The organism is Micromonospora chersina, assembly GCF_900091475.1.
In the GTDB taxonomy this organism is placed as follows: domain Bacteria; phylum Actinomycetota; class Actinomycetes; order Mycobacteriales; family Micromonosporaceae; genus Micromonospora; species Micromonospora chersina.
The window spans coordinates 1,736,514-1,755,877 of record NZ_FMIB01000002.1 but is presented as its reverse complement, the minus strand read 5'-3'; the positions used below and the strand labels follow the sequence as shown (position 1 = coordinate 1,755,877).

General features: G+C 74.8%; 16 protein-coding genes. 15 read left to right on the top strand and 1 reads right to left on the bottom strand.

Translation table 11 applies throughout. From position 1 onward, the window contains the following. Positions 1-46 precede the first annotated feature (46 nt). From recN to GA0070603_RS08035, 9 genes are all read left to right on the top strand, one after another. Complete coding sequence (recN, locus tag GA0070603_RS08075) at positions 47-1,804, top strand: DNA repair protein RecN (RefSeq protein WP_091309509.1); 1,758 nt, start codon at positions 47-49, stop codon at positions 1,802-1,804. 118 nt (positions 1,805-1,922) lie between these two features. Further along, positions 1,923-3,101 carry a putative cytokinetic ring protein SteA gene (steA, locus tag GA0070603_RS08070; RefSeq protein WP_091309504.1) on the top strand — a complete coding sequence of 393 codons (1,179 nt, stop codon included), beginning with the start codon at positions 1,923-1,925 and terminating at the stop codon, positions 3,099-3,101. Between the two features lie 27 nt (positions 3,102-3,128). Then, the gene (locus GA0070603_RS08065) at positions 3,129-4,070 is read left to right on the top strand and encodes a copper transporter (RefSeq protein WP_091309500.1); all 942 of its coding nucleotides are present in this window, start codon (positions 3,129-3,131) and stop codon (positions 4,068-4,070) included. A 65-nt stretch (positions 4,071-4,135) separates the two neighbouring features. Then, on the top strand, positions 4,136-4,999 hold the full coding sequence (locus GA0070603_RS08060) for a hypothetical protein (RefSeq protein WP_091309496.1): 864 nt from the start codon (positions 4,136-4,138) through the stop codon (positions 4,997-4,999). A gap of 1 nt (position 5,000) precedes the next feature. Then, positions 5,001-6,695, top strand: a complete 1,695-nt coding sequence (gene murJ, locus GA0070603_RS08055) for a murein biosynthesis integral membrane protein MurJ (RefSeq protein ID WP_091309492.1) — start codon at positions 5,001-5,003, stop codon at positions 6,693-6,695. Next, positions 6,692-7,825, top strand: a complete 1,134-nt coding sequence (locus GA0070603_RS08050) for a glycosyltransferase family 4 protein (RefSeq protein WP_091309488.1) — start codon at positions 6,692-6,694, stop codon at positions 7,823-7,825. The genes murJ and GA0070603_RS08050 overlap by 4 nt, the downstream gene beginning before the upstream one ends. Then, positions 7,825-10,173 carry a hypothetical protein gene (locus GA0070603_RS08045; protein WP_091309485.1) on the top strand — a complete coding sequence of 783 codons (2,349 nt, stop codon included), beginning with the start codon at positions 7,825-7,827 and terminating at the stop codon, positions 10,171-10,173. Before GA0070603_RS08050 ends, GA0070603_RS08045 begins: the two co-directional genes overlap by 1 nt. 150 nt (positions 10,174-10,323) lie before the next feature. After that, the gene (locus GA0070603_RS08040; protein ID WP_091309484.1) at positions 10,324-12,081 is read left to right on the top strand and encodes a CTP synthase; all 1,758 of its coding nucleotides are present in this window, start codon (positions 10,324-10,326) and stop codon (positions 12,079-12,081) included. After that, positions 12,078-12,683, top strand: a complete 606-nt coding sequence (locus GA0070603_RS08035; RefSeq protein ID WP_091309481.1) for an NUDIX domain-containing protein — start codon at positions 12,078-12,080, stop codon at positions 12,681-12,683. The genes GA0070603_RS08040 and GA0070603_RS08035 overlap by 4 nt, the downstream gene beginning before the upstream one ends. Before the next feature lie 67 nt (positions 12,684-12,750). Here GA0070603_RS08035 and GA0070603_RS08030 read toward each other — a convergent pair whose 3' ends face one another. Beyond that, a complete protein-coding gene (locus GA0070603_RS08030; RefSeq protein WP_308210894.1) occupies positions 12,751-13,068 on the bottom strand; it encodes a TM2 domain-containing protein in 318 nt (105 codons plus the stop codon). A gap of 228 nt (positions 13,069-13,296) precedes the next feature. On the opposite strand from GA0070603_RS08030, the gene ald reads away from it, so the two are divergent. The 6 genes from ald to GA0070603_RS08000 all read left to right on the top strand — a co-directional run bounded on the left by ald (position 13,297) and on the right by GA0070603_RS08000 (position 19,241). Continuing rightward, complete coding sequence (gene ald / locus GA0070603_RS08025; RefSeq protein ID WP_091309477.1) at positions 13,297-14,412, top strand: alanine dehydrogenase; 1,116 nt, start codon at positions 13,297-13,299, stop codon at positions 14,410-14,412. Further along, entirely contained in the window at positions 14,409-15,404 is a 996-nt protein-coding gene (locus GA0070603_RS08020; protein ID WP_091309474.1) for a site-specific tyrosine recombinase XerD, read from the top strand. The genes ald and GA0070603_RS08020 overlap by 4 nt, the downstream gene beginning before the upstream one ends. A 170-nt stretch (positions 15,405-15,574) precedes the next feature. Further along, positions 15,575-16,498 carry a ParA family protein gene (locus GA0070603_RS08015; protein ID WP_091266519.1) on the top strand — a complete coding sequence of 308 codons (924 nt, stop codon included), beginning with the start codon at positions 15,575-15,577 and terminating at the stop codon, positions 16,496-16,498. A gap of 101 nt (positions 16,499-16,599) precedes the next feature. Next, the gene (locus GA0070603_RS08010; protein ID WP_425270501.1) at positions 16,600-17,490 is read left to right on the top strand and encodes a segregation and condensation protein A; all 891 of its coding nucleotides are present in this window, start codon (positions 16,600-16,602) and stop codon (positions 17,488-17,490) included. A 4-nt stretch (positions 17,491-17,494) separates the two neighbouring features. After that, a complete protein-coding gene (gene scpB, locus GA0070603_RS08005; protein ID WP_091309467.1) occupies positions 17,495-18,484 on the top strand; it encodes an SMC-Scp complex subunit ScpB in 990 nt (329 codons plus the stop codon). Beyond that, entirely contained in the window at positions 18,471-19,241 is a 771-nt protein-coding gene (locus GA0070603_RS08000) for a pseudouridine synthase (RefSeq protein WP_091309463.1), read from the top strand. Before scpB ends, GA0070603_RS08000 begins: the two co-directional genes overlap by 14 nt. The last annotated feature ends 123 nt before the right edge of the window (positions 19,242-19,364 follow it).

Genomic DNA, 19,364 nt, shown 5'->3' with positions numbered 1-19,364 from the left:
GCGCCGGCTGGTCAAGTGTCGGAGGACGCGTCTACTGTCGGGTGCTGTGCTGGAAGAGCTGCGCATCACCGGACTGGGCGTCATCGAGGACACCACGCTGCCGCTGACCGGCGGGATGAACGTCATCACCGGCGAGACCGGTGCGGGCAAGACCATGGTGGTGACCGGCCTCGGCCTGCTCTTCGGCGGTCGGGCCGACGCGGGCCGGGTCCGCGCCCAGCCCGGCCGCGCCGTGGTGGAGGGCCGGTTGCGCCTGCTCGGCCGGGTGGCCGAGACGGTGCACGCCCGGATCACCGACGCGGGCGGCGAGCCCGACGAGGACGGCTCGCTGCTGCTGAGCCGCACGGTCACCGTCGAGGGCCGGTCCCGCGCGCACCTGGGCGGCCGCAGCATGCCGGTGTCGATGCTGGGCGAGGTCGGCGAGCAGGTGGTGGCCGTGCACGGCCAGTCTGACCAGCTGCGGCTGCTGCGCCCGGCCGAGCAGCGGGCCGCGCTCGACCGGTTCGCCGGCCCGGAGCACGAGAAGCTGCTCGACGCGCTGCGCGAGGCGTACACCCGGTGGCGGGCGGTGGTCGACGACCTGGCCGACCGGCGGCGCAACGCCCGTGAGCGCAACCAGGAGGCCGACCTGCTCCGGCTCGGCCTGGACGAGATCACCCGGGTCGACCCGCAGCCCGGCGAGGACGACGAGCTGAAGGCGGAGGCGCAGCGGCTGGAGCACGCCGAGGGGCTGCGCACCGCGGCCCAGGTGGCCCAGCAGTGCGTGGCCGGCGGCGTGGAGGCGGCCGACGACACCCCCGACGCCACGGCGCTGCTCGGCACCGCCCGGCGCACGCTGGAGGCGCAGGCCGGCACCGACCCGGCCCTCGGCGAGCTGGCCGCCCGGCTGGAGGAGGCGGCCACCCTGGTCACCGACGTCTCCGCCGAGCTGTCGACCTACCTCGCCGCGCTCGACGCCGACCCGGCCCGTCTCCAGACGGTCTACGAGCGCCGGGCCGCGCTGCGCGGGCTCACCCGCAAGTACGCCGACGACGTCGACGGCGTGATCGCCTGGGCCGAGCGGGCCCGCACCCGGCTGTCCGACCTGGACACCTCCGACGAGCTGCTGGACGAGCTGGACAAGGAGGCGGCCCGGCTCGCCGGCGAGGTGGCCGACCTGGCCGGCCGGGTCTCCACCTCCCGCCAGGAGGCCGCGGTCCGCTTCGCCGAGCAGGTCACCGTCGAGCTGGCCGGGCTGGCCATGCCGCACGCCCGGATCGAGGTGGCCGTGCTGCCCCGTCCCGTCGGCCGGTCGGAGCCGAGCCTGCCGGTCAACGGGGTCGAGGCCGGCGTCGGGCCGGACGGCGCCGACGAGGTGGAGCTGCGGCTGCTGGCCCACCCGGGCGCGCCGGCGCTGCCGTTGCAGCGGGGCGCCTCCGGCGGCGAGCTGTCCCGGGTCATGCTCGCCATCGAGGTGGTGTTCGCCGGCTCCGGCGGCCCGCCCACCCTGGTCTTCGACGAGGTGGACGCCGGCGTCGGCGGGCAGGCCGCCGTGGAGATCGGCCGGCGGCTGGCCCGGCTGGCCCGCAGCCACCAGGTCCTCGTGGTCACCCACCTGCCCCAGGTCGCTGCGTTCGCCGACCGGCACCTCGTGGTGGCGAAGGACACCGGGGGAGCGGTCACCACCAGCGGCGTGCGGGTGGTGGAGGACACTGAGCGGGCCCGGGAGCTGGCTCGGATGCTCGCCGGTTTGCCGGACTCCGATCTGGGTATCGCCCATGCCGAGGAACTCCTGGCCGTGGCGGCCAAGGAAAGGCGTCCGTGATCCCGAGATTGTGAGCGCAAGCACACCGGCGTGCGCTCCGGTGTGCTTCCCTGGGTAGGCGGCCCTGCTCAGGCATGTCGCGACAGCAAAACCTGCCTCACATGCCAGGATGGTCACGATGCGTCTACCCACGTTGCGCCGGACCCGGACCGCGGAACCGGGCTCGATCCTCGGCACCGCGCGCCTCGACCGCCGGACGAAACGCCTGGTCGGCCGGCTGCGCCCGGGGGACATCGCGGTGATCGACCACGTCGACCTGGACCGGGTGGCGGCCGACTCGCTCGTCGCCGTCGGTGTCGCCGCCGTGCTCAACGTGAAGCCGTCGGTCTCCGGGCGCTACCCGAACCTCGGCCCCGAGGTGCTCATCTCGGCCGGCATCCCGCTCCTGGACGACCTCGGCGAGAGCGTCTTCGAGCAGATCCGCGAGGGCGACCAGGTACGCATCGAGGGCAACACGGTCTTCGTCGGCGAGGAGCCGGTCGCCCACGGCGCCCTCCAGGACGCCGAGACGGTCGCCAAGTCGATGGCCGACGCCCGGGAGGGGCTGTCGGTGCAGTTGGAGGCGTTCGCCGCCAACACCATGGACTACCTCAAGCAGGAGCGCGACCTGCTGCTCGACGGCGTCGGCGTGCCGGAGATCCAGACCCAGCTCCAGGGCCGGCACTGCCTCATCGTGGTCCGCGGCTACGACTACAAGGCCGACCTGGACGTGCTGCGCCCCTACATCCGCGAGTTCAAGCCGGTGCTGATCGGCGTGGACGGCGGCGCCGACGCACTGGTCGAGGCCGGCTACACCCCGGACATGATCATCGGCGACATGGACTCGGTCACCGACGACGTGCTGCGCTGCGGCGCCGAGGTGATCGTGCACGCCTACCCGGACGGCCGGGCGCCGGGCCTGCCCCGGGTCAACGGCCTCGGCGTGCCGGCGATCACCTTCCCGGCCGCGGCGACCAGCGAGGACCTGGCCATGCTGCTCGCCGACGAGAAGGGCGCCTCGCTGCTGGTGGCCGTCGGCACGCACGCCACGCTGGTGGAGTTCCTCGACAAGGGCCGGGGCGGCATGGCCTCGACCTTCCTGACCCGGCTGAAGGTCGGCGGCAAGCTGGTCGACGCCAAGGGCGTCAGCCGGCTCTACCGGCAGAGCATCTCCGGGTCCTCGCTGCTGCTGCTCATCCTCTCGGCGGTGGCCGCGATGGCCTCCGCGGTGGCGGTCTCCACGGTCGGCAAGGCGTATTTGGGCGTGGTGTCGGAGTGGTGGGACAATTTCGTGTTCCAGCTCGGCCAGCTCTTCTAGCTCCCCGACGATCAAGAGGCTGCAAGCGTGATCAACTTCCGCTACCACGTGGTGTCCCTGACCGCGGTCTTCCTGGCGTTGGCGATCGGCCTGGTGGTCGGCACCGCCGCCCTCAACGGGCCGGTGGCCGACTCGCTCAAGGAGCGGGTCAACGGCCTCAGCAAGGACAACTCGCTGATGCGCCAGTCGGTCAACAACCTCCAGAAGGAACTGGACATGGAGGAGGACTTCGCCGCCGAGATGGCGCAGGTCGTCCTCCCCGGCAAGCTGAGCGGCCGGCGGGTGCTGGTGCTCAGCCTGCCCAGCGGCCGGGACCACACCGAGGGCGTCGTGAAGATGCTCCAGCTCGCCGGGGCCAACGTCACGGGCCGGATCGACGTGCAGGACAAGTTCGTCAACCCGGACAGCAACAACAACCTGCTGGAGCTGGCCGTCACCGCGGCCCGCCCGAACAGCGTGCCCACCTCCGGCCTGCCCGGCAACGGGCACGGCGTGGAGACCTCCAGCGCGCTGCTGGCCAGCGTGCTGCTGGACCGGCCGCAGGGTCAGCCGGCCGTCACCGACGCGGACCGCCGGGCGGTGGTCCAGCAGTACGTCACCTCCGGCTACCTCACCTCGGAGAACAAGATCTCCGGCGCCGCCGAGGCGGTCGTGCTGGTCAGCGGCCAGCCGTACGTCGACAAGTTCTCGGCGGAGAAGGACGAGTCGGTGGTGAAGATCGCCGAGCAGTTCGATCGCAGCGGCGCCATCGTGGTCGCGGGCATGGGCTCGGCCGGCGGCAACGTGGTCTCCGTGGTGCGCGGCGACCCGGTGCTCGCCCAGACCATCTCGACGGTCGACAACGCCAACACCGTGCAGGGGCAGCTGGTCACCAGCCTGGCGCTGGTGCAGCAGCTGGCCGAGAAGAAGGCCGGCCAGTACGGCGTCGGCGACAACGCCGCCGCGCTGCTGCCTAAACTGCCCCAGTGACCGCTGGGCCGGCGTCTGTCCGGTCCGTACCGCGTCGCGCTGGACATCCGGATCGGAGGAGTCGCGTGAGACTGGGTCGGCTGCTGGCCGTCGGCGCGGGGGCGCTGGCCGCCCGCTACGTGCTGCGGGAGGTGCGCAGCTCGCCGGGCGCGCCGGCGTTGGAACGCACCAACTTCCGGGGCCGCACCGTCACCCTGGCCGCCGGCCCGGCCCTCGCGGTCGGCGCGGCCACCGCGGGCGCGCTCGGCGCGGGCAGCGCCCCGGCCGGCGCCGCCGCCCTGCTCGCCGGGGTGGGCGCGGGCTCCGTGGGCCTCTACGACGACATCGTGGGCGCGCGCCCCGACCAGAAGGCCGCCAAGGGCTTCGCCGGTCACCTGGCCGCGCTGCGCGAGGGCCGGGTCACCGCCGGGCTGGTCAAGATCGCCGGTGTGGGCGCGGCCGGGCTCGGCGCCGCGGCGCTGCTCGCCGCCGACAAGCGGGTCGCCGCGCACCCCCGCCGGCAGCGCGCCGGCGCCTTCGGGCGCGGGCTGGACGTGCTGCTCGGCGCCGGCGTGGTGGCCGGCACGGCCAACCTCGTCAACCTGCTCGACCTGCGCCCCGGCCGGGCGCTGAAGTCCGGCATGCTGCTCGGCGCCCCGCTGGCCACCGGCCCGTACGGGGGCATCGCGGCGGGCGCGGTCGGTGCGGCCGCCGGGCTGGTCCGGGAGGACCTCGACGAGCGGGTGATGCTCGGCGACAGCGGCGCCAACGCGCTCGGCGCCCTGCTCGGGGTGAGCCTGGCCGCGCGGACCGGGCCGCTGGGCCGGGCCGGCGTGCTGGCCGTGCTCGCCGCGCTCACCGCCGCCAGCGAGAAGGTGAGCTTCACCCAGGTGATCCAGCGGACCCCGGGGCTGCGGCACCTCGACGAGCTGGGCCGGCTCGCCGACTGACGTGACGAAACCGGCACCCGTCGCCGTCGCCGGCCGCGTGGCCGGGGCGGCCGCCCTCATCGCCGTCCTCACCGTGGTCAGCCGGCTCGCCGGCTTCGGCCGCACCGCCGTCTTCACCTGGACGCTCGCCCCCACCGACCTCGGGGGCGCGTACCTGGTGGCGAACTACGTCCCCAACTTCATCTTCGAGATCGTCGCCGGCGGGGCGCTGGCCAGCCTCGTCGTGCCGCTGCTGGCCGGCGCCGTCGAGGCGGGGGAGCGGCGGGCGGTGGCCGACACCACCGGGGCGCTGCTCACCTGGACGCTCGGCCTGCTCGTGCCCCTGGCCGTGCTGGTGGCGCTGCTCGCCGACCCGCTGATGGGGCTGCTCGGCCACGGCCTGGACGCCGCCCAGCAGGAGGCCGGGGCGCGGATGCTGCGGGTCTTCGCCCCCCAGTTGCCGCTCTACGGCGTCGGCATCGTGCTCACCGGCGTGCTCCAGGCGCACCGACGGTTCGCCTGGCCGGTGATCGCCCCCCTGCTGTCCAGCGTCACCGTGATCCTGGTCTACCTCGGCTTCACGGCCGCCGAGGGGCGGCTGGCCCGCGTCGCCGAGGTCGGCCGGGGCGGCGAGCTGCTGCTCTCCGGCGGCACGACGCTCGGCGTGGTGGTGCTGTCGCTGTCCCTGCTCGTCCCGCTGCGCCGGCTCGGGCTGCGGCCCCGTCCCGGCTTCCGGTTCCCCGCCGACGCCCGGGCCCGGGTCGGCGGGTTGGCGGTGGCCGGGGTGGTCACCGTCGCCGCCCAGCAGATCGCCCTGGTCGTCGCGCTCAACCAGGTCACCTACGGCCGGACCGCCGACGTCGGCGTCTACAACCTGGCCCAGACGATCTACTTCCTGCCGTGGGCCGTGCTGGCCGTTCCGGTCGCGGTGGCCGCGTACCCGACCCTGGTGGCGTCCCGGGCGGCCGGCGACGAGCGGGCCTACCGGGAGACGCTCGCGCCGGCGGTCCGCGGGGTGGTGCTGTTCAGCCTGCTCGGGGCCGCCGCGCTGGCCGGCACGGCCGTCCCGGTCGGGCACTTCTTCTTCGATCCCGCGGACGCCGGCACGGCCGCGGCGGGCATCGCGGGCTTCGCCCCCGGCCTGCTCGGCTACGGCCTGTTCGCGGTGCTCACCCGGGCCCTCTACGCACGCGGGGAGACCCGGTCGGCCACCGTCGCCACCGCGCTCGGCTGGCTCAGCGTGCCGGCGCTGGCCCTGCTGCTCGGGCGCCTCCTGCCCCTCGCCGACCGGGTGCTCGCGGTGACCCTGGCCACCTCCGCCGGCATGCTGCTCCTCGGTGGGCTGCTGATCGCCGCCGTGCGGCGCTCCGCCGGGCCCGCCGCCCTGGCCGGCGTCGGGCGGGCCGGCACCGCCGGCCTGCTCGCCGCCGCGGTCGCCGCGCTCGGCGGCGCGGCCACCGCCCGGGGACTCGCCGGGCTCACCGACGGCACCCCGACGACGGCGGAGGCCCTCGCGCAGGGCATGCTGTCCGGGGTCGTGGTCGGCGCCCTGTTCCTCGCCGTCGCCTGGCTGACCGACGCCCGCGACCTCCGGCCGCTGCTCGCGGCCGTGACCCGCCGGCTCGGCCGGCGCCGCCCGCCCGGCGGGAGCGACGGCCCGCGGACGGACCAGCACCCCGGCGAGCGGGGCGACGGAAAGGAGACCGTTTCCTCATGACGGACGCCTCGTCGGCGCCCCGGTGGCCCGGCTCGGTCGCCCTGGTGCTCGCCTCCAGCACCGGCGGGGTGGGGCAGCACATCCGCTCGATCGCCCGGGGCCTCACCGAGGCCGGCGCGTCCGTGCTGGTCTGCGGCCCGGCCGCCACCCAGGACCAGTTCGACTTCACCGGGGCCGGCGCCCGGTTCACGCCGGTGGAGATCCCGGCCAGCCCCACCCCGGCCGACGCGCGGGCCGTCACCGCGCTGCGCCGGGCCCTCGCCGACACGCCGGTCGACGTGGTGCACGCGCACGGGCTGCGGGCCGGCCTGGTCGCCGTCCTCGCCCGCCCGGCCGCCCCGCTCGTGGTCACCTGGCACAACGCCGTGCTCGCCGGCGGGCTGCGCGGCGGGCTGTCCCGGCTCGCCGAACGGATCGTCGCCCGCAACGTCCGGGTCGCCCTGGGCGCCTCCGCCGACCTGGTCGACCGGGCCGCCGCGCTCGGCGCCGCCGACGCCCGCCTCGCCCCGGTCGCCGCGCCGGCGCTGCCCGCGCCGCGCCGCCGCCGGGCCGCCGTCCGCGCCGAGTTCGGCGTCGGCGCCGACCGCCCGCTGATCCTCTCGGTGGGCCGGCTGCACCCGCAGAAGCGGTACGACATCCTGGTCGACGCCGCCGCCCGGTGGCGGGCCCGGCAGCCCGCGCCGCTCGTGGTGATCGCCGGCAGCGGGCCCGCGTACCTCCAGCTCGCCGCGCGGATCTCCGCCGCCCGGGCGCCGGTGACCCTGCTCGGGCACCGCACCGACGTCGCCGACCTGCTGGCCGGCGCCGACCTCGCCGTGGTGACAAGCGACTGGGAGGCCCGCCAGCTCTTCGCGCAGGAGGCGCTGGGTGCCGGCGTACCGCTGGTGGCGACCGCCGTCGGCGGCCTGCCGGAGCTGGTCGGCGACGCCGCCGTGCTGGTCCCCGCCGGTGACGTGGACGCCGTCGACGCGGCGGTGCGCGACCTGCTGGACGACGAGACCCGCCGGGCCGAGCTGGGCAGGCGGGGCGCCGCCCGGGCCGCGACCTGGCCGACCGAGGCGGACACCACGCGCGCCCTGGTCGACCTCTACGCCGAGCTGACGCCCGAGCACTCGACGGGGACCCGGTGATGCTGCGCAGACTGACCCCGGTGCTGCTGACCCTTGCCGTGGTGGTGCTCGGCATCACGGCGCTGGCCGCCCGCCCGGACAACGGCGCCGCCGAGCGCAGCGCCGACTTCGTGGTGCTGGCCGGGGCGGCCGGTCTGCGCTGGGAGGACGTCGACCCGCAGACCACCCCCACGCTGTGGCGGATGGCGGAGCAGGGCTCCATCGGCTCCCTCTCGGTACGCTCCGCGCACCGGCCCACCTGCCCCGTCGACGGGTGGCTGACGCTGGGCGCCGGCAACTTCGCCGCCTGGAACGGCAGCCGGTCGGGCGAGGGCTGCCCGGCCACCGGGGTGACCGTCGAGCAGCCCGACGGGATCGGCGCGAACCTGCCGGACCAGGAGGGCGTGGTCGCGTACAACCAGGACCGGCTCTCCTGGGGGGCCACCCCGGGGGCGCTCGCCGAGTCGGTGCGGTGTTCGGTGGCGGTCGGGCCGGGCGCCGCGGTGGCCGCCGCCCGCCCGTTCGGCCGGGTCGACAGGTACGCGCCGGTGCTTCCCGCCGACCCGGCGAAGGTGCTCGGCTCGTGCGTGCTGAGCATCGTCGACCTGGGCACCGTCGACGGTGAGGACCCGGCCAGCCGGGCCGCCCAGGCCCGTCAGGTGGACGCCCAGCTCGCCAGGGTGCTCGCCGCCCGGCCGCCGCGCTCGCTGGTCCTGGTCGCCGGGGTGTCGGACACCGACACGCCGTCGCGGCTGCACGTCGCGGTGGCCGACGGCCCGGGCTGGGAGCGGGGCTGGCTCACCTCGCCGAGCACCGCCCGCGAGGGCTACCTGCAACTTGTCGACCTGGCCCCCACCGCGCTGGCGGCCCTCGGCCGGCCGATGCCCGAGCGGCTCTTCCTCGGCCGGCCCGCCCTGTCGGTCGACGGGCGCCCCGACGACCTGCGGGCCGCGATCGACGCACCGGCCGACGCGGACCGCGAGGCCGCCGCCCAGCGCCGGGTCGCCGGCTGGTTCTTCACCCTGCTGGCCGCCGCGCAGGTGGCCCTCGCCGTGGCGGTGCTGCCGCTGCTGCGCCGGGCCCGCCGGCACGCCGGCCCGCACGGGCCCGAGCCGGTGTCCCGGCGGGTGGTGGCCGTCGTGGAACTGCTGCTGATCGGCGCCGCGCTCGCCGTGCCGGCCGCCCTGCTCGCCGACGCCGTGCCCTGGTGGCGGGGGCACCACGCCGGCTGGTGGTTCGCCTCGGTGACCGCCCTGCTGATCGTGGGTGGCACCGCCGCGGTCCGGTTCAGCCCCGGCCACGAGCGCACCCTCGGTCCCCTCGGCGCGGTGGCCGGGCTGGCCACCCTGGTGGTCGGGGTGGACGTGCTCACCGGCTCCCGGTTGCAGCTCAACGGTGTGGTCGGCTACTCCGCCCTGGAGGGCGGGAGGTACGCCGGCCTCGGCACCGTCGGGCTGGGCGTGTTCATCGCCGGGTCGCTGCTCTGCGGCGGCTGGCTGGCCCAGCGGGTCCGCCGGGCGTGGCGCCCGGCGGTGATGGTCGCGGTCGGCGGGGCGGCGGTCGTGATCGTGGGCAGCCCCTACCTGGGCGCCGACTCGATCGGTGCCATCGCGCTCACCGCCGGGGTGAGCGTCGCCGCGGCCATCTGCTCCGGCGGCTGGCTGACCGTGAGCCGGCTGGCCTGGGCGACCATGGCCGGGCTGGCGGTCACCATCGGCTTCGCCGTGGTCGACGCGGGCCGGCCGGAGGCCGAGCGGGGCAGCCTGGGCCGGTTCCTGGCCGCCCTCGGCGACGGCACCGGCGGGCTCACCGTGCACCGGTCCAGCGCCGCCAACTTCCAGACCCTGGTGAACAGCCCGCTCACCGTGCTGGCCCTGGCCGGCGCCGCGCTGGTCTGGTTCGCCCTGCTCCAGCCGTGGGGCGGGCTCATGCGGCTGTTCGGCATCTACCCGGCGATCCGGGCGGCGATGGCCGGCACCGGCGTGGCCGCCGGTCTCGGCGGCGTGCTGGGCGGCTCGGCCCTGGACGTGGCCGGGGCGGCGGGGGCCCTCGTGGTGCCCATGGCGGCCCTCGCGGCCCTGCGGGTGCTCGACCACTCCACCGACCGCACCCAGCCCGGCAGCGGCCGTCCGGGCGACGAGGGCGGGGCGGCACCGCCCGACGGCCCCACGGGGGAGGGGCCCAGCGGTGGACGCGCGGCCGGGGCCACCGGCCGCTCCATCCGGCCCGACCCGGAGGCCGCCGACGCCCCGGAGGGCGCGCCGGCGGAGTCCGGCCGGGGCACGCCGGCGCCGGACGCGGCCGCCGGCCGGGCGCCCCGGGTGCCGGCCCAGCCGGGTCCGGCATCGACCGAGGTGCCCGCCGGCTGAGCCGGACACGGCTTCACGTGCGCCGACGGTGGGTGCGGCACCGCTGCGGGGCCGGGGAGGTGTTACCGTGGAATCCCGTGGATCGCGTGATCACTTGGCTGATCGGCACGGCGGTTCGCACGACCGCTACGGACGACACGGGAGCAGGCCTTGGCCCCTTCAGCACGGACGACCAGGCACATTTTCGTCACCGGGGGCGTCGCCTCCTCGCTGGGTAAGGGCCTCACCGCCTCCAGCCTCGGCAATCTGCTCAGCGCGCGCGGGCTGCGCGTGGTGATGCAGAAGCTCGACCCGTACCTCAACGTCGACCCCGGGACGATGAACCCGTTCCAGCACGGCGAGGTCTTCGTCACCGAGGACGGCGCCGAGACCGACCTCGACGTCGGCCACTACGAGCGGTTCCTCGACCGGGACCTGTCCGGCAAGGCGAACGTCACCACCGGGCAGATCTACTCCGCGGTGATCGCCAAGGAGCGGCGCGGCGAGTACCTGGGCGACACCGTCCAGGTCATCCCGCACATCACCAACGAGATCAAGGCGCGGATCCTCGGCATGGCCGATCCGGACGCCGACGGCCAGACCCCCGACGTGGTGATCACCGAGGTCGGCGGCACGGTCGGCGACATCGAGTCGCTGCCGTTCCTGGAGGCGATCCGCCAGGTCCGGCACGACCTGGGCCGGGACAACTGCTTCTACCTGCACGTCTCGCTGGTGCCCTACCTGGCGCCGTCCGGCGAGCTGAAGACCAAGCCGACCCAGCACTCGGTGGCCCAGCTGCGCAGCATCGGCATCCAGCCGGACGCCCTCGTGCTGCGCTGCGACCGGGAGATCCCGGACAAGGTCAAGGAGAAGCTCTCGCTCTACTGCGACGTGGACCGGGAGGCGGTCACCGCCGCCCCGGACGCGCCGAGCATCTACGACATCCCGAAGGTGCTGCACCGCGAGGGCCTCGACGCGTACGTGGTGCGCCGGCTCGGCCTCTCCTTCCGCGACGTGGACTGGACCCGCTGGGACGACCTGCTCGACCGCGTGCACCAGCCGCGCCACACGGTGACCGTGGCGCTTGTCGGCAAGTACGTCGACCTGCCCGACGCCTACCTGTCGGTCAGCGAGGCGATCCGGGCCGCCGGCTTCGGCCACCGGGCCCGGGTGCAGCTGCGCTGGGTGCCCAGCGACGACTGCGTGACCCCGGCCGGCGCGGCGGCGGCCCTGGCCGGCGTCGACGGCATCGTGATCCCCGGCGGCTTCGGCGTCCGCGGCATCGAGGGCAAGATCGGCACCGCCCGGTACGCCCGGGAGAACGGCGTCCCGCTGCTCGGCCTCTGCCTCGGGCTGCAGTGCATGACCATCGAGGTGGCCCGCCACCTGGCCGGCCTGGACGGGGCGAACTCCCTGGAGTTCGACGAGGAGGCCACCCACCCGGTCATCGCCACCATGGCCGACCAGGAGGACATCGTCGCCGGCAAGGGCGACCTGGGCGGCACCATGCGGCTCGGCGCGTACCCGGCGAAGCTGGCCGAGGGTTCGCTGGTCGCCGAGGCGTACGGCAGCACCGAGGTCAGCGAGCGGCACCGGCACCGGTACGAGGTGAACAACGCCTACCGCGACCAGCTCACCAAGGCCGGCCTGTCGATCTCCGGCACCTCGCCGGACGGGCGGCTGGTCGAGTTCGTCGAGCTGGACCGGGACCTGCACCCGTTCTTCGTGGCCACCCAGGCGCACCCGGAGCTGAAGAGCCGGCCCACCCGGCCGCACCCGCTGTTCGCCGCGTTCGTGAAGGCCGCCGTGGCGTACTCCGAGGCCGACCAGCTCCCCGTCGACCTGGACGCCCCGGCGGAGGCCGCCGCGGCGAAGAAGGCGGCCCGCAACGGCGGCGCCGCGGCGGCGAAGGCGGCGTCCGCGTCGTGAGCGCTGTCGAGCACCGGTACGAGGTGACCGGGCACCGGGAGATCTGGTCGGGCCGGATCTTCTCGGTGGTCAGCGACGACGTGACAATGCCCGGCGGGGGCACGGCCACCCGCGACTACGTGACGCACGTGGGCGCGGTGGCCGTGGTCGCGCTCGACGACGCCGGCCAGGTGGTGCTCATCCGGCAGTACCGGCACCCGGTGGGCCGGCACCTGTGGGAGCTGCCGGCCGGGCTGATGGACGTCCGGGGCGAGGACCTGGCCGCCGCGGCGGTCCGGGAGCTGGCCGAGGAGGCCGACCTCACCGCCGGCCGCGTGGACGTCCTGGTCGACCTGCACAGCTCGCCCGGGTTCAGCAACGAGGTGGTCCGGGTCTTCCTGGCGCGCGACCTCGCCGACGTGCCGGCCGAGCAGCGCCACGACCGGCGCGACGAGGAGGCCGACCTCCAGGTGGTCCGGGTCGACCTCGACGAGGCGGTCGGGATGGTCCTCGCCGGTGAGATCACCAACGCCTCCTGCGTGGCCGGGCTGCTGGCCGCCGCCCGCGCCCGGGAGACCGGTTTCGCCGAGCTGCGCCGCGCGGAGGCGCCGCTGCCCCGCTGACCGGACCGGACGACGAAGGGGCCGCGCGGTGCGTACACCGCGCGGCCCCTTTCCGCTGTCTCGACGCTCAGTCGCGCAGCGGGCGGCCCTGCCCGTCGACGCCACCGTTGACCAGGATCAGGATGCCGTCGATGGTGCCCCACAGGGCGCCGGCGCCGCAGGTCACGACGCTCACCACGAGCTGGAGCACGCCAGTCTTGGTGTCGCCCATGTAGAAGCGCCCGGCGCCGAAGAAGCCGAGCAGGATGCCCAGGATGCCCGCGACGACCTTGCTCTTGTCGGAGACGCCCTGCGGGTACTGCTGGTAAGGAGGAGTGGTCATGAGCGGACACCTTAGTGATCGACTGGCGTCCTGTCCGCACCGACGCCCATACGGTGGAAGGATATTTACCGAACATTGTCCTGACGGCTGAGGCGGTCTCCACCGCCCAGCCCGGTCGATGCCTGACACACCGTCAGCACGACCGGGCACCGGATGTCACTGTGTTGGCCTCCGTGGGGTTCCCACGCGCCTAGACTGCCGCCGGCGGGACCGGTGGACCGCGTCGGCAAAGGGGCCGTCGCGGCGCCGCGCAGTCGGGGGTGAGCTGCCCCGGAGGAAGGTGTCTGCATCGTGAAGGTCGGAATCCCACGCGAGGTCAAGAACCACGAGTACCGCGTGGCGATCACGCCCGCGGGCGTCAACGAGTTCACCCGCCACGGCCACGAGGTCTTCGTCGAGTCCGGCGCTGGCGTCGGCTCCAGCATCACCGACGACGAGTTCGCCGCCGCCGGCGCGAAGATCCTGGCCACCGCCGACGAGGTCTGGGACACCGCCGAGCTGGTGCTCAAGGTCAAGGAGCCGATCGCCGAGGAGTACCACCGGATGCGCGAGGGGCAGGTGCTCTTCACCTACCTGCACCTGGCCGCCTCGAAGGAGTGCACCGACGCGCTGCTGGACCGTAAGGTCACCGGCATCGCGTACGAGACCGTCGAGCTGCCCGACCGCTCGCTGCCGCTGCTCGCCCCGATGTCCGAGGTGGCCGGCCGGCTCGCCCCGCAGGTGGGCGCCTTCTACATGATGCGCACCGGCGGGGGCCGGGGCGTGCTGCCCGGCGGCGTCTCCGGCGTGTACGCGGCCAAGACCGTGGTCATCGGCGCCGGCGTGTCCGGCCTGAACGCCGCCGCCATCGCGCTGGGCCTGCAGTCCGAGGTGCTGCTGCTGGACAAGAACGTCGCCCGGCTGCGCCAGGCCGACGCCATCTACCGGGGCCACCTGCAGACCGTCGCGTCCAACGCGTACGAGATCGAGCGGGCCGTGCTCGACGCCGACCTGGTCATCGGCGCGGTGCTGGTGCCCGGCGCGAAGGCCCCGAAGCTCATCTCCAACGAGCTGGTCTCCCGCATGAAGCCGGGCAGCGTGCTCGTCGACATCGCCATCGACCAGGGCGGCTGCTTCGAGGACTCGCGCCCGACCACGCACGCCGACCCGGTCTACAAGGTGCACGACTCGATCTTCTACTGCGTGGCGAACATGCCCGGCGCGGTGCCGAACACCAGCACCTACGCGCTGACGAACGTCACCCTGCCGTACGCCCTCGAACTGGCCAACCAGGGCTGGCAGCAGGCGCTGCGCAACGACCCGGCGCTCGCCCTCGGCCTGAACACCCACGCCGGCCAGGTCGTCTACGGCCCGGTCGCCGAGGCGCACGGCATGGACGTGCTGCCGCTGGCCGAGGTGCTGGGCTGACCGACTCCACGGTCGAACGGGCCGGTGCGGGCGTCGAGCCCGCGCCGGCCCTGCGCCGTGCCGTCCGGGGCTACCTGGACCACCTCACCGTCGAGCGGGGACTGTCCACGAACACCCTCGCCTCGTACCGTCGCGACCTGGACCGCTACCTGTCCACACTGGCCGCCGCCGGCGTGACCGACCTGGCCGCCGTCGGCCCCGCCGAGATCGAGGCGCACCTGGCCCGGCTGCGCGCCGGCGACGCCGACCACCCGCCGCTCGCCGTGTCCTCCGCCGCCCGCGCGGCCAGCGCCGTGCGCGGCCTGCACCGCTTCGCGCTGCGCGAGGGCACGGCCGGCGCCGACCCCAGCCGCGACGTCCGCCCGCCCACCCCGCCGCGCCGGCTGCCCCGGGCGCTGCCGGTCGACGCCGTGGTCCGGCTGCTGGAGACCGCCGGCCCGGTCGCCGCCACCGGCGAGGACGCGCCCCGGGCGCTGCGCGACCGGGCGCTGCTGGAATTCCTGTACGGCACCGGCGCGCGCATCTCCGAGGCGGTCGGCGCGGTCGTGGACGACCTCGACCTCGACGCCGGAACCGTGCTGCTGCACGGCAAGGGCGGGAAGACCCGGCTCGTGCCGGTCGGCGGGTACGCGGCCGAGGCGCTGCGCGCCTGGCTGGTCCGCGGGCGGCCGGCGCTGCTCGCCGCCGGCCGCGGCACCCCGACGGTCTTCGTCAACGCCCGCGGCGGCCCGCTCACCCGGCAGGGCGCCTGGACCGTGCTGCGCGCCGCGGCCGGGCGGGCCGGCCTGCCCGTCGACGGGCCCGACGCGGTCTCCCCGCACACCCTGCGCCACTCGTACGCCACCCACCTGCTCGACGGCGGCGCCGACGTGCGGGTCGTGCAGGAACTGCTCGGTCACGCCTCGGTGACCACCACCCAGGTGTACACGTTGGTCACCGTGGAGCGGCTGCGGGAGGTCTACGCGACCGCCCACCCCCGGGCCCGCGGCTGACCACCGGCTCCGACACGCCGACCCGCTACCGAACGCGCTGCTGGCACGTGGCGTACAGTCGGCATCGGCGCGGGCCTCCAGGGGTGACGGACCGGGGGTGCGCAGCGGCGCCGCGAGGGACGTCGGACGGCTCCGACGCCGGGTGGTCGTCGGGAGGGGGCAACGAGGACATGGCAGGAAACGGTGACCGTGCCGAGACCTGGACGTCGGAGCTCCGTGAGCAGCAGGCGACGCTCGGCGCCGATCTCGGCCCCGCCGACCCGGCCGCGTACACCATGCGTAAGCCGATCCCGGAGCCGATGCCGACCGACCGGCACGGCCCGGCGCGGATCATCGCGATGGCCAACCAGAAGGGTGGCGTCGGCAAGACCACGACCACCATCAACCTGGGCGCGGCGCTCGCCGAGTACGGCCGCAAGGTGCTGCTCGTCGACTTCGACCCGCAGGGTGCCCTCTCGGTGGGCCTCGGCGTCAACCCGCACAACCTGGACCTGTCGGTCTACAACCTGCTCATGCAGGACGACGTCACCGCCGAGGACGTCCTGATCAAGACCGACGTGGCCGGGCTGCACCTGCTGCCCGCCAACATCGATCTCTCCGCCGCCGAGATCCAGCTGGTCAACGAGGTCGCCCGGGAGATGGCCCTGGCGCGGGTGCTCCGCACGATCCGCAAGGAGTACGACTTCATCCTGATCGACTGCCAGCCCTCGCTGGGCCTGCTGGCGATCAACGCGCTGACCGTGGCGCACGGCGTGCTCATCCCGCTGGAGTGCGAGTTCTTCAGCCTGCGCGGTGTCGCGCTGCTGCTGGACACCATCGACAAGGTGCGCGAGCGGCTCAACTTCGACCTGGAGCTCGAAGGCATCCTCGCCACCATGTACGACAGCCGCACCACCCACTGCCGCCAGGTGCTCCAGCGGGTGGTGGAGGCGTTCGGCGACAAGGTCTACCAGACGGTGATCACCAAGACCGTCAAGTTCCCCGAGTCGACGGTGGCCGGCGCCCCGATCACCACCCTCGACCCGGCCTCCTCGGGCGCGCGCAACTACCGCCAGCTCGCCCGCGAGGTGATCGCCGCCCAGGCGGAGCGGTAGGCCGCACGCCGGGTGCCCGGGTCGTGGACTACGGTTTGCCGGTGACCGCACCGCCCCTCGATCCGCCGCACGGCGCCGCCGATCCGGTGGCCGCCGCAGAGCTGGCCGCCGAGGTCGACGGCGTGGTGCCCGCCGCCCCGGCCACCGTCGAGGAGACCAGCGGCTTCACCGTCCGGCTGGACAACTTCACCGGCCCGTTCGACCTGCTGCTCCAGCTCATCAGCAAGCACAAGCTGGACGTCACCGAGGTGGCCCTGCACAAGGTCACCGACGAGTTCATCGCGTACCTGCGGGCCATGGGCGACCAGTGGGACCTGGACGAGACCAGCGAGTTCCTGCTGGTCGCCGCCACGCTGCTGGACCTCAAGGCGGCCCGGCTGCTGCCCGCCGCCGAGGTGGAGGACGAGGAGGACCTGGCCCTGCTGGAGGCCCGGGACCTGCTCTTCGCCCGGCTGTTGCAGTACAAGGCGTACAAGGAGGCGGCGGCCCACATCGCCGAACTGGAGTCGGTCGGCGGGCGGCGCTATCCGCGCGCGGTCACCCTGGAACCCCGGTACGCCGAGGCGCTGCCCGACCTGGTGCTGGGCATCGGCCCGGAGCGGCTGCTCAAGCTGGCGCTCAAGGCGATGACCCCGAAGCCGGTGCCCGAGGTGTCCATCGCGCACGTGCACATGGTCCGCGTGAGCGTCCGGGAGCACGCCGAGATCATCTCCGAGCGGCTGCGCCGCGCCGGCACGGCCAGCTTCTCGCTGCTCTGCGCCGACTGCGAGATCACCCTGGAGGTGGTGGCCCGCTTCCTGGCGCTGCTGGAGCTCTACCGGCAGGGCCTCGTGGCCTTCGTCCAGGAGCAGGCGCTGGAGGAGCTGACCGTGCGCTGGACCGGCTCCGCCGACGGCGGCACCGAGCTGACCATCGACGAGTACGCCGGCAACCCCGAGCCGGCCACCCCGCCCGCCCCCGCGGCGGACGACCCGGCAACCCCGCAGGAGTGACCCGATGAGCGACGAGGAACGCCGCGACTCGCTGGCCGACCAGGCCGCCGCCTGGATCCCCCCGTGGGAGCGCCCCACCCCACCGAAGCCCCGCACCGAGACGGAGCCCGAGCCCGCCGCCGACGCCGAGCCCGCCGCCGATGCCGATCTTGGTACGAGCGCGCCCCTTGAGAGGCCGGACCGTACCAAGATCGCCGAGGAGGCGCCTGCCGCGGAGGCGGGGGAGAGCGCGGGCGAGCCGGAGGCCGTCCCTGACGCGGTGGAGCCGGCCCGGGTGGCCGAGGACGACGTCGGCGGTGGCGACGCCCGGCCCGGCGAGGCGGGCGAGGACGCTGTCGGTGGCGACGCCCGGCCCGGCGAGCCGGAGGGGGAGGGCGGCGCGGGTGGCGTACCCGGGAAGCGGGGACGACGGCGGCCGGCGCCCGTGCCGGAGCCCGCGCCCGTGCTCGACGACGCCGAGCTGCGCGGCGCCCTGGAGGCCATCCTGCTGGTGGTGGACCAGCCGGTCAGCGAGCTGACCCTGGCCCAGGTGCTGGAGCAGTCCCCGGAGCGGATCGGCCCGATGCTCGACGAGATCGCGGCCGGCTACACGGCGGCCGGGCACGGCTTCGAGCTGCGCCGGGCCGCGGGTGGCTGGCGTCTCTACACCCGGCCGGAATACGCGACCTACGTCGAGCGGTTCGTCTTGGAGGGCCAGTCGGTGCGGCTGACCCAGGCCGCGCTGGAGACCCTCGCGGTGATCGCCTACAAGCAGCCGGTGACCCGGTCGCGGATCTCCGCGATCCGGGGTGTCAACTGCGACGGCGTGATCCGTACCCTGGTCTCCCGGGGCCTGGTCGAGGAGTGCGGCACCGAGGCGGACAGCGGGGCGTTCCTCTACCGGACCACCACGATGTTCCTGGAGAAGCTGGGGTTGAACTCGGTGGACGACCTCCCGCCCCTGGCCCCCTTCCTCCCCGACGACGTAGAAGAGCTTGCCGATGCGACGCGATGACCGTGCCCCGAAGCCCGACGCCCCCGTGTACGAGGGCGCCGAGCGCCTCCAGAAGGTGCTCGCCGCCGCGGGGGTGGGATCGCGGCGCGCCTGCGAGGACCTGATCTTCCGGCGCCGGGTCACCGTCAACGGCCGGGTCGCCCAGCTCGGCGACAAGGCGGACCCGACGCGCGACGTGATCCACGTCGACGGCGAACGGCTCCAGGCCGACGTCCGCCTGGTCTACGTGGCGATGAACAAGCCGCGCGGGGTGGTCACCACCATGGCCGACGAGAAGGGCCGCACCGAGCTCGCCGACTTCATCGGCGCGCGGCTGGAGCAGCGGGTCTACCACGTCGGGCGGCTCGACGCGGACAGCGAGGGCCTGCTCCTGCTCACCAACGACGGCACCCTCGCCCACAAGCTCATGCACCCGTCGTACGAGGTGCTCAAGACCTACCTCGCCGAGGTCGCCGGGCCGATCCCGCGCAACCTGGGCAAGCGGCTGACGGCCGGCGTCGAGCTGGAGGACGGGCCGGTGAAGGTCGACGCCTTCAAGGTGGTGGGCACCCTGGGCAGAACCGCCCAGGTGGAGCTGACCCTGCACGAGGGGCGCAAGCACATCGTCCGGCGCCTGATGGCCGAGGTGGGACATCCGGTGTCCCGGCTGATCCGTACCTCGATCGGTCCGATCAAGCTCGGCGACCTGCGCACCGGGCGGCTGCGCCGGCTGACCAACGCGGAGGTCGCCGCCCTGTTCAAGGCCGTGGGTGACTGACCCCGGCGATCGGGGTACGGCTCCCGGTAGGCTTCGACGCGGCCCGCGGCGCCATGGCGCGCGGCCGACCCGCGCGGCGCGGGATTATTGATGAGGAAACGCCAACCGCTCAACGGCGCCGGA

What these genes read in the sequence shown, in the direction of transcription:
- GA0070603_RS08050 (WP_091309488.1), top strand. Translation starts at nt 6,692, where the DNA reads ATGACGGACGCCTCGTCGGCGCCCCGGTGGCCCGGCTCGGTCGCCCTG.
- GA0070603_RS08015 (WP_091266519.1), top strand. Translation starts at nt 15,575, where the DNA reads ATGGCAGGAAACGGTGACCGTGCCGAGACCTGGACGTCGGAGCTCCGT.
- GA0070603_RS08000 (WP_091309463.1), top strand. Translation starts at nt 18,471, where the DNA reads ATGCGACGCGATGACCGTGCCCCGAAGCCCGACGCCCCCGTGTACGAG.
- steA (WP_091309504.1), top strand. Translation starts at nt 1,923, where the DNA reads ATGCGTCTACCCACGTTGCGCCGGACCCGGACCGCGGAACCGGGCTCG.
- scpB (WP_091309467.1), top strand. Translation starts at nt 17,495, where the DNA reads ATGAGCGACGAGGAACGCCGCGACTCGCTGGCCGACCAGGCCGCCGCC.
- GA0070603_RS08045 (WP_091309485.1), top strand. Translation starts at nt 7,825, where the DNA reads ATGCTGCGCAGACTGACCCCGGTGCTGCTGACCCTTGCCGTGGTGGTG.